The sequence below is a fragment of the Actinomadura sp. KC216 genome, assembly GCF_004348535.1.
Classification (GTDB): Bacteria; Actinomycetota; Actinomycetes; order Streptosporangiales; family Streptosporangiaceae; genus Spirillospora.
In genome coordinates this window covers 1-9,071 of record NZ_SMJX01000323.1, presented here as the reverse complement: position 1 = coordinate 9,071, position 9,071 = coordinate 1, and the positions used below count along the sequence as shown (strand labels likewise).

Below are 9,071 nucleotides of genomic sequence, written 5' to 3'. Positions count from 1 at the left end.
CAGAGTGCCCGCGGACCCCGGCGGCGCAGGGGTGGCGGCGACGGGCGGTTCCAGCCGGGGGCGCGGGACGGGCGGGTTCTCGGCGGCCGTCCGCCGCCTGGCGATCTCGGCGGCGACGGCCGGCGGCAGCGACGCGGCGCTCCCCTCCCCGGGTCCGGCGGCCCGTTCGGTGCGGCGTCGGGCCAGGCGCTCGGCCAGGTCGGCGGCGGTCGGGCGGCGTGCGGCGTCGCGCTCCATGCACGTCTCGATCAGCGCGCGCAGCTCAGGGTCGCCGATCCCGTCCAGCCGGGGCGCCTCGGACTGGACGCGGCGCAGCTTCACATGCCACACGCCGTCGCCGAACGGCTCCCGTCCCGTGGCGGCGAACGCCAGCGTCGACCCGAGCGAGAAGACGTCGCTGGACGCGCCGATCGGCTCCCCCGCCGCCTGCTCCGGCGACATGAACCCGGCGGCGCCCGCGCGCGTGCCGGGGCGGGAGACCGACGACGCCTCGATCGCGCGGGCGATGCCGAAGTCGATGACGCGCGGGCCGTCCGCGGTCAGCAGGACGTTCGCGGGGCTCAGGTCCCGGTGTACGACGCCCGCCTCGTGGATCGAGACGAGCGCCTCCGCGATCCCGGCGGCGAGCTCCCACACCGCGTCCACCGCGAGCGGCCCGGACGACCGGACGGCGTCGCGCACCGACACCGAAGGCAGGTACTCGGTGACCAGCCAAGGGAGCTCGGCGCCCGGGTCGGCGTCGATGACCGCTGCCGTGAACCCGCCGCCGACCCTCCGGGCCACGGCGGCCTCGCGCTGGAAGCGGTCGCGGAACTCGTCGTCGGCGGCGAACTCGGGATGCACCATCTTGATGGCCACGGCCCGTCCGGCGGCGGAGCGGCCGAGGTAGACGACGCCCATCCCGCCGGATCCGATACGGGCCAGGACGCGGTAGCGGCGTCCGCCGGTCTCGACCTCGCGGGGGTCGTCGGGCTCAAGGGGTCGCACGTGGTCCTCCGTCTGTGCGCGGTGTGGCGGGTGGTGGCGTGACGGCCCGGACGTCGCCGTTCTCCGTCGCGATGAAGACGAGCCCGTCCGCGGTCACGGGCCGGGTGCGGTTGGGTGCGTCGTCGCCGTACGTCCACTGGATGCGGCCATCGGTTACGCTCAGCGCGTAGAGGACGCCATCGGTGCAGGAGACGTAAAGCGTGGGCCCGGCGAGGCCGAGCGCGGTCGCCTGGCCGCGCGGGTCGTCCGTCCGGCGGGACAGCAGCTCGCGCGACCAGAGCTGCTTGCCGGTCGCGCTGTCCAGGGCCAGGATCTCGCCGTCGGCCGCTTCGAGGAAGCAGCGGCCACCGCCCGCCTGGCTGCCCCAGCCGCTGATGTTCGGCCGCTGCCAGACGCGCGCGCCGTTGTCGGTCCGCACGGCATGCATGGTTCCGAACCGGTCGACGGCGTAGACGAGGCCGTCGCCGACGACCTGGAAGTCGGGGTAGTCCATCGGGTATCTCCACCTGGTCTTGCCGGACGCGGCGTCCATGCCGACCAGGGCGTCCCCCGCCAGGAGGATCAGGAGGTCGCCCACCCCGGAGACCCCGTACCGGCCGGGCAGCTTCGAGGTCCAGCGGCGCCGCCCGTTGGACCGGCTCAGCGCGGTGATCTCGTCGATGCCGAACACGATGACCGAGTCGGTGATCGCCAGCTCGTCGGTCGGGCCGCTCTCCTTGAAGGAGAGGTCGTACGTCCACAGGGTCTTGCCGGTCGTGGTGCGGACCGCGCATATCTGCTGGCCCTCGGCCTGCGCCAGGTAGGTGACGCCGCCGTGCGGGGTGGCGCGCATACCGCCGTCGCGCGTCCATTTGATCTTGCCGGTGCGCGGGTCGAGGGCGTGGAGGATCTCGTTGCCGTCATCGCCGTTCGCCAGCACCACCCCGCCCCCGGCGGCGAGTTCCAGGTACCTGCCCTTCTTGCTGACGTGACGCTTCCACCGCGCGGCTCCGTCGGGCGGCGGCCCCTGGGGCGTCTCCGGGGCGCCGGACCGCTTCGCGGCGGCGGGGCCGCGCTTCGGGTCGCGGTCGTCGTCGGTCAGCCGCCAGATGAGCGACCCGATCCCGGTCATGGTCATCAGCGCGGCACCGGCTCCGAGGAGGAGCGTCCGGCGGCCCGTTCCGAGCGGCGGGGGCGGGGGCTCCGTTCCCGGGCCGTCGCCACCGGGGCCCGCGCCGGTGTCGGACGTCGCGACGCTGTTGAGGGCAAGGCTCTGGGGGGCCGGGGGCGCCGCGGGGTGCTCCAGCGGCGCGGCCTCGGCGGTGCGGCGGTCGATCTCCTCCGCGACGGCCGCGGGCAGCCAGCGGGTGCCGAGCAGGGACGGCGCGTCGTCGCCCGGCGGTCCGAGCCGTTCGAGGACTCCCGCCGCGGACGGGCGGCTCCCCGGATCGAGCCGCAGGCACGCCCCGATCAGGTCGAGGAGCCAGGGTTCGCTGATCCCCCCGAGGTCGGCCCGCCCGTTCAGCACGCGGAGGTCGCGCGACTCCATGGGCCCGTCCCCGAACGGCTCCTTCCCCGTGGCGGCGTACGCGAGCGTCGCACCGAGGACGAAGATGTCGGCGGACGGTTCGGCCTTCTCGGCCCGGAGTTGCTCGGGCGCCATGAACCCGGGCGTTCCGACGGGCGCGTTCGCGCGCGTGATGGTCACCGCGTCCTCCGGCCGGGAGATGCCGAAGTCGATCACCCTGGGGCCGCCCGCGGTCAGCATCACGTTGCCGGGTTTCAGGTCGCGGTGCACGACACCGGCGCGGTGGATCTCGCCGAGCGCCTCGGCCAGCCCGGCGGCCAGCGGACGGACGGCCGGCGGCGGCAGCGGCCCGAACCGCGTCACGGCCTCGCGTAACGACAGCCCCGGCAGGTAGGCGGTGACGAGCCACGGCGTCGGCGCGTCGGGGTCGGCGTCCAGAACGGGAGCGGTGAACGCGCCGGTCACGCGGCGGGCGGCGGCGACCTCCCGGCGGAACCGGGCGGCGAACCGCGGCTCGCCCGCGAACCTCCGCTGGATCACCTTGATCGCGACGGGCCGCCCGCTCGGCGACCGCCCGAGATACACCACGCCCATCCCGCCCGCGCCGAGCCGACCGAGCAGCCGGTACGGGCCCATCCGGTCGGGGTCGGCGCCCTGAAGCGGTTGCAACACCGTCCCCCTCCCGAATCCGATCAGTTGCACGATAGTCGCGGAGAGTGCCCCGGGACCGGTCTCGCCGCAACGGCGGTGAAATCGGGGAGTGACCGACGAACGCGAAAAATACGGCGTGTCTGGCGAACGCCCACGTCCCGGGCGAAATCCGCCGCGCGGTGGGACGCGTCCCGTGCGTCCGCCGCGTCCGTTGCGGGTCCACGCGTTCGAGCCGTACAGCCGCGCCAACGGCCCCGGAACCCGCGCGGTGGTGTGGCTGCAGGGCTGCACCCTCGCCTGCCCTGGTTGCTTCGCCCCGGAGACGCACGCCGGCGGCGGCCTGGAGGTCACGGTCGACGAGATGTTCGCGCACATCGCCGTGCTCGGCGGCCGGATCGAGGGCGTGACGATCACCGGCGGCGAGCCGCTGCAGCAGTTCCGGCCGCTGCTGCGGCTGCTGGGGCGCATCCGGGAGGAGACGTCCCTGTCGGCGCTGGTGCTCACCGGCTTCGGCTGGGACGAGATCGTCCGGATGCCGGGCGCGGCGGCACTGCGCGAGCGCGTGGACGTCCTCGTCGCCGGACGGTACGAGCGCGACCTGCGTCTCCGGCGGGGGCTGCGCGGCTCGTCCAACAAGACCGTCCACCTGTTCACCGACCGCTACACAACGTCGGACCTCGTGTAGCGGGCAGGCAAAATGTGGGGATGGCCAGATGTCCATGCGGAGCCGGTGACCGCTACCGGGATTGCTGCGGCCGCCTGCACCGCGGCGAGGCGGTGGCCGAGACCGCCGCGGAGCTGATGCGGTCGAGGTTCAGTGCGTTCGCCAGGGAGGACGAGGCGTACCTGCTGAGCAGTTGGCATCCGGCGACGCGTCCGGAGCGGGTCGGATTCGAGGACGGCCTGCGCTGGACGGGGCTGGAGATCGTCCGCGAGGAGCACGGCGGCCCGGACGACGACAAGGGCGTCGTGGAGTTCCGCGCCCACTACCTCGCCGGATCGCAGCCCGGAGAACTGCACGAGGTGAGCCGCTTCGTCCGGCACGACGGCCGGTGGGTCTACGTCCGAGGCAAGATCATCCCAGCCGGGTAGGCTCCGCTGGCGTGGACGACCTGGACTGGGCGGCGCACCGTCCCGCGGTGCTCGGTGCGGCGTACCGGCTGCTCGGCAGCGTGGCGGAGGCCGAGGACGTCGTCCAGGACGTGTGGCTGCGGGCCAAGGCCGCCGACCGCTCGGACGTCGCGAACCCGCGCGCCTGGCTGGTCACGATCGCGGCCCGGCTGGCGTACAACGTCCTCAAGTCGGCACGCGTCCGCCGCGAGACGTACACCGGCCCTTGGCTCCCCGAGCCGTTGCCCACCGGCCCTGACGCCGCCGAACAAGTCATCGCGGACGAGTCGGTAAGCACCGCGATGCTGCTCGTCATGGAGGAGCTGACGCCGCCGGAGCGGGTGGCGTTCGTCCTGCACGACGTGTTCGACGTCCCGTTCGACCAGGTCGCCGGAGTGCTGGGGAACTCGTCAGCGGCGTCCCGCAAACTCGCGTCCCGGGCCCGTAAACGAGTGGCGGACGCCCGCGACCAACACCCGAAGGCAAGCCGCGCCGAACGCGAGCGAGCGCTGACGGCGTTCCGCGCGGCGACCGAACAAGGCGACTTCGACCAGCTCGTGAAGCTCCTGCACCCGGATGCCGTATACGTCGCGGACGGCGGCGGAAAGGTCGTCGCGTCCCGGCGTCCCGTGTCCGGCGCGGCACGCATCGCCCGTCTCCTCGCCAGCGTCCCGACGCACTACCGGGCCGAACGAATCGACATCATCGAGACCAACGGAGAACTCGCGCTCGCCACCTATCGGGACGGCCGCGTCCTCTGGATCGACACGGTCGAGATCGCCGACGACGGCCGGATCACCGCCGTCCGCCGCGTGGCGAACCCGGAGAAGCTCGGTCACATCTGACCCGCCCGTCTTGTCTCCCTGCCGCACACCAACAGGAGGGGGAGAAAGAGATGCCGCACGTGGTGATCGTCGGAGGCGGTTTCGCCGGAGTATGGAGCGCCGCCGCCGCGGCCCGGGTGCGCGGGGGAAACGACCTGCGCATTACGCTGATCGCGCCCGATGCGGACCTTGTCCTGCGGCCCCGCTTGTACGAGCCGAACCCCGAGCGGGCGGCCGTCGCGCTGAAGCGGTTCCTGGGCCCGATCGGGGTTGACCATGTCCGCGCCGCCGTCCAGGACATCGATGTGGACGCCCACCGAGTCACCGCGGACGGCACGGAGATCGCCTACGACCGCCTGGTCCTCGCCGCGGGCAGCCGTCTCGTCCGCCCCGCCATCCCAGGCGCCGACCGCCTGTTCGACGTGGACACTCTGCCCGCCGCCCAACGCCTCAGAGGCCACCTGCGAAATCGCGACGGATATACGGTCGTCGTAGTCGGCGCCGGTTTCGCGGGCCTCGAAATCGCCACGGAACTCGCCGGACGGGGACGGGTCGTCCTAGTCGAGCAAGCGCACGAGATAGCCCCCGACCTGGGCCCAGGCCCCCGCCCCGCAATCGAGGTGGCCCTAGACCACCTGAACGTCGAACGCCGACTAGGCACAACGGTCACCGAGGTCACAGAGAACGGCGCAGTCCTGGCCGACGGCTCCTCGATCCCCGCAGACGCGGTCGTCTGGACGGCGGGGCTCCAGGCGAGCCCTCTCACCGCGCAGATCCCCGGCGACCGCGACCGCCTCGGACGCCTCATCGTCGGCCCGCACCTCCGGGTGGACGGCGACGTGTTCGCCGCCGGAGACGTCGCCGCAGCCCGCGCGGACGAGGGCCACTGGACGGCACAGAGCTGCCAGCACGCAGTCCCGATGGGCAAGACAGCCGGACACAACGCGGCGGCCGACCTGCTAGGCATCCCGTGGGTCGACTTCGCCCCAGCCCCATACGTCACAGGCCTGGACCTGGGCGCGGCAGGCGCCGTCTACGCCCGCGGCTGGGATCGCCTGATCGCCCTCACCGGCTCCGAAGGCAAATGGGTCAAGCGCTGGATCATGGACGTGATCCACCCACCCCTGGACGACGCCGCAACCATCTACGCCCACGCCGGAGCAATCACAACCCCAATCCCCTTCTGACCTCGGCTGAGCCTGGCACCACGCTGGGACGGTGCCAGGCTCATACAGGCAGAAGTCCGGTCGCCGGGTATGGCCGCCGACGCAGACGATCGCCTCGCCAGCCCGCTGGTGGGGATCACAGAGCCATAATGGTTTTCGCGAGAAGTACTGCGGAAGGCGGAGTGACGTGTGGAACGTGAGTTCGGTGCCGTACCTGTCTCCTCGGCAAGAGGGCGAGGTCGACGCCTGGAGCGAAGAGGCCGCAGAGGCTGGTCGGGTCGGTACACAGCGGCTGCGGGACGTGACGACAGAGATCCCACCCCCGGACGTGGCCACGGCGTTGAGTCTCGATCCGGGGGCTTCTGCGGTGGTACGGCGCAGAACGATGCTCCTCGACGGCCAACCCGTGGAGCTGACCGACTCCTGGTATCCAGCCGAGATCGCGGAGGGGACGGCTCTGGCTAGCATGGGGAAGATCAAGGGCGGGGCCGTGACCCTGCTCGCGAACATGGGCTATTCCGTGCACGAGGCTCGGGAGGACATCGTGTTCCGAGGTGCGACGAACACCGAGGCCGCCGAGTTGGAACTGGCGTCGGGTACCCCGGTGATCGTTCTGTCGCGCACCTGTCTGAACACTGACGGTGTGGCATTCGAGGCTTCGGTGATGGTGATGGTCGCCGAGGGCCGCCACCTGCGGTACCGGCTCGTCGCGGGTCCGCAGCGTTGATGGAACGAGCGGATGACCGTCCGCCGTACGAGCAGATGGCGGCGGAGATGCGGGCTCGGATCATGGGCGGGGATCTGCTGCCGGGAACGCAATTGCCCTCCACAGCACATCTGGTCACGGAGTTCGGCGTAGCCAACACCACCGTGCAGAAGGCTTTGGCAGTGCTCAAAGCCGAGGGCTACCTGATGAGCCGTCAAGGCAAGGGCGTCTTCGTCCGGGACCGCCAGCCGTTCCGCGTGGACGTCGGCGTCTACTTCTCGCCGACCCCTGGCGGCTACTCCTACGAGCTGCTGGAAGTCGACGAGGTCCCCGCATCGAACCAGGTTGCGGAAGCGCTCAATATCGACGCCGGAGAGCAGGTGCTGCTACGGCGGCGTTTGCTGAGGCACGCCGGTCGGCCCGTGGAGCTCGAGCGCTCGTACTACCCGTTGGAGCTGGCGGCCGGTACCGAGCTCGCCGGATCGCGGCGTATCCCCGGCGGCGCTCCCCGCGTGCTCGCCGACCTGGGGTACGAGCTGCAGCACTTCGTGGACGCCGTGTCCACGCGGATGCCAACGAACGAAGAGATCGACCTCTTGGCGCTGCCGGACGTCCCGGTGATCCGTCAGTTCCGGGTGGCCTACTCACACGAAGACCGGCCGGTCGAGGTTTCGGTGCTGGTCAAGGGCTCCCACCTGTACGAACTGGTCTACCGCCTGCCCGCCTGACCACCTACACCCCCGCGCTGGGGCCAGGTCTTCAAGGGCTCCCACCTGTACGAACTGGTCTACCGCCTGCCCGCCTGACCACCTACACCCCCGCGCTGGGGCCAGGTCTTCATCCGCACCACTTGTGTGCTTATCGCGATATCCATTAAAGTCGCGCCAACCGAAGGTACTCAGCACGTTGGGGGCGGGTCACATGATCGCGTTCAAGCCGGACGTCGAGGAGATCAAGACGGCGCGGGATCACGTTGCGGAGATCGCCGCCGAATGGCCCGTCGATGACTACACCGTGCGCATGGTGGTCTCGGAGTTGGTCACCAATGCCGTCCGGCACGCGTGCACGGACGAGGTCAGGGTGGACGCGTACGCGGACGACGGCGCCTACGTGGTGGAGGTCTGGGACGGCGACGAAACGGTTCCAGTGGTGGGCCGCCCTGGTCGGGACGCGTTGAGCGGGCGGGGACTGATGATCGTCGGGGAACTGGTCGCCCGGTGGGGGACGGTGCGCGACGAAGGGAAAGGCGGGAAGGTCGTCTTCGCGGAGTGGAAGGCTCCCGCGCCCCACATGACCGCCCGCCGAAGTGACGTTCAACGAGACGGGACCCCATGACCAGCAATAGGCGGACGATCAATAGGCCGCTGATCATTGACGGATGGGATTTCGGTCCCGGCCAACTCATGACGCCGAGTGACGTGGCCAAGATGTTCTGCGTCGACCCCAAGACCGTGACGCGCTGGGCCAACGACGGAAAGTTGGCCTCGATTCGCACGCCCGGAAATGTCCGCCGCTTCAGCCGTCAGCAGGTCGAATACCTCATGTACGGGGGCGACGCACGGATCGGCAAATGAGACGGGGCAAGCCGGGCCACAGGTGCAGAGGATCAAAACGGGAGAGGTATTCGCGGTGGTGCGAGGTGCGGTCGAGAGGGTTAGCCGGTGGTGGTTGGTCCTGGAGGCCCGAACGCTCGGAAGCCATGACGTGGCGGTGCGGCGACTGGAAGTCTTGCGGGTGGCCATGATGCCCCTGGGCTGGCGCTGCGTGGCACTGTACGACAGGCGGGAGTTCAGGTTTCCGGTGCCGCTGCTGTGGGTCTACGCCAGCGGGCATGCCGACGACATCGGGGCCGTGGTGACGGTGCGGGCGCTGCCGGGCGAGGCATGGGGGTACTTCGAGGCGGGAAACGGGCGCACGGGGTTCATCTCGCCGTGCGGAGACGTCAAAGCGGCGGCTCAAGCACTGGATGTGTTGCTGAAGCACCGCCTTTTCCCGGTCAGGGAATGGGCCTGAAGCACTGGGAGCAGGCGATGGGGCGTCTCGCGGAGGTCGGCGGCCGGGATGGAGCGTCGGCTGTGACGGGTGTCGTCTTGGCCGGGGCCGGGGCGGTGGAACCGGTG

Annotated in this window: 11 protein-coding genes; 9 read left to right on the top strand and 2 right to left on the bottom strand. The window is 71.0% G+C overall.

The window, feature by feature from the left end; translation table 11 throughout:
* Together E1264_RS35315 and E1264_RS35310 are read right to left on the bottom strand one after the other, a co-directional pair.
* On the bottom strand, nucleotides 1–987 hold a 987-nt coding region (locus E1264_RS35315), incomplete at its 3' end, for a serine/threonine-protein kinase (protein ID WP_207936644.1).
* Nucleotides 974–3,166 (bottom strand): serine/threonine-protein kinase, encoded by a 2,193-nt coding sequence (locus E1264_RS35310; protein ID WP_132180654.1) that lies wholly within the window; start codon nucleotides 3,164–3,166, stop codon nucleotides 974–976. The genes E1264_RS35315 and E1264_RS35310, both read right to left, overlap by 14 nt.
* 172 nt (nucleotides 3,167–3,338) lie before the next feature.
* Between E1264_RS35310 and E1264_RS35305 the strand changes: the two genes are divergently transcribed.
* The 9 genes from E1264_RS35305 (at nucleotide 3,339) to E1264_RS35265 (ending at nucleotide 8,964) form a co-directional block, all read left to right on the top strand.
* A complete protein-coding gene (locus E1264_RS35305; protein WP_207936642.1) occupies nucleotides 3,339–3,830 on the top strand; it encodes a 4Fe-4S single cluster domain-containing protein in 492 nt (163 codons plus the stop codon).
* Between the two features lie 20 nt (nucleotides 3,831–3,850).
* The gene (locus tag E1264_RS35300; RefSeq protein ID WP_132180650.1) at nucleotides 3,851–4,237 is read left to right on the top strand and encodes a YchJ family metal-binding protein; all 387 of its coding nucleotides are present in this window, start codon (nucleotides 3,851–3,853) and stop codon (nucleotides 4,235–4,237) included.
* 11 nt (nucleotides 4,238–4,248) lie between these two features.
* Nucleotides 4,249–5,100: an RNA polymerase sigma factor SigJ gene (gene sigJ / locus E1264_RS35295; protein ID WP_132180648.1), complete on the top strand. Its 852-nt coding sequence runs from the start codon at nucleotides 4,249–4,251 to the stop codon at nucleotides 5,098–5,100.
* 50 nt (nucleotides 5,101–5,150) lie between these two features.
* Nucleotides 5,151–6,266, top strand: a complete 1,116-nt coding sequence (locus tag E1264_RS35290; RefSeq protein ID WP_132180646.1) for an FAD-dependent oxidoreductase — start codon at nucleotides 5,151–5,153, stop codon at nucleotides 6,264–6,266.
* Nucleotides 6,267–6,441: 175 nt separating this feature from the next.
* Nucleotides 6,442–6,972, top strand: coding sequence for a UTRA domain-containing protein (locus E1264_RS35285; RefSeq protein ID WP_243711361.1), 531 nt, complete (start codon nucleotides 6,442–6,444; stop codon nucleotides 6,970–6,972).
* Nucleotides 6,972–7,679: a GntR family transcriptional regulator gene (locus E1264_RS35280; RefSeq protein WP_207936640.1), complete on the top strand. Its 708-nt coding sequence runs from the start codon at nucleotides 6,972–6,974 to the stop codon at nucleotides 7,677–7,679. The genes E1264_RS35285 and E1264_RS35280 overlap by 1 nt, the downstream gene beginning before the upstream one ends.
* A gap of 193 nt (nucleotides 7,680–7,872) precedes the next feature.
* Nucleotides 7,873–8,286: an ATP-binding protein gene (locus E1264_RS35275; RefSeq protein ID WP_132180640.1), complete on the top strand. Its 414-nt coding sequence runs from the start codon at nucleotides 7,873–7,875 to the stop codon at nucleotides 8,284–8,286.
* 68 nt (nucleotides 8,287–8,354) lie between these two features.
* Complete coding sequence (locus tag E1264_RS35270) at nucleotides 8,355–8,525, top strand: BldC family transcriptional regulator (RefSeq protein WP_243711362.1); 171 nt, start codon at nucleotides 8,355–8,357, stop codon at nucleotides 8,523–8,525.
* A gap of 136 nt (nucleotides 8,526–8,661) precedes the next feature.
* Nucleotides 8,662–8,964, top strand: a complete 303-nt coding sequence (locus E1264_RS35265; RefSeq protein WP_207936639.1) for a hypothetical protein — start codon at nucleotides 8,662–8,664, stop codon at nucleotides 8,962–8,964.
* Nucleotides 8,965–9,071 lie beyond the last annotated feature (107 nt).

What these genes read in the sequence shown, in the direction of transcription:
- E1264_RS35300 (WP_132180650.1), top strand. Translation starts at nt 3,851, where the DNA reads ATGGCCAGATGTCCATGCGGAGCCGGTGACCGCTACCGGGATTGCTGC.
- E1264_RS35290 (WP_132180646.1), top strand. Translation starts at nt 5,151, where the DNA reads ATGCCGCACGTGGTGATCGTCGGAGGCGGTTTCGCCGGAGTATGGAGC.
- E1264_RS35280 (WP_207936640.1), top strand. Translation starts at nt 6,972, where the DNA reads ATGGAACGAGCGGATGACCGTCCGCCGTACGAGCAGATGGCGGCGGAG.
- E1264_RS35275 (WP_132180640.1), top strand. Translation starts at nt 7,873, where the DNA reads ATGATCGCGTTCAAGCCGGACGTCGAGGAGATCAAGACGGCGCGGGAT.
- E1264_RS35270 (WP_243711362.1), top strand. Translation starts at nt 8,355, where the DNA reads ATGACGCCGAGTGACGTGGCCAAGATGTTCTGCGTCGACCCCAAGACC.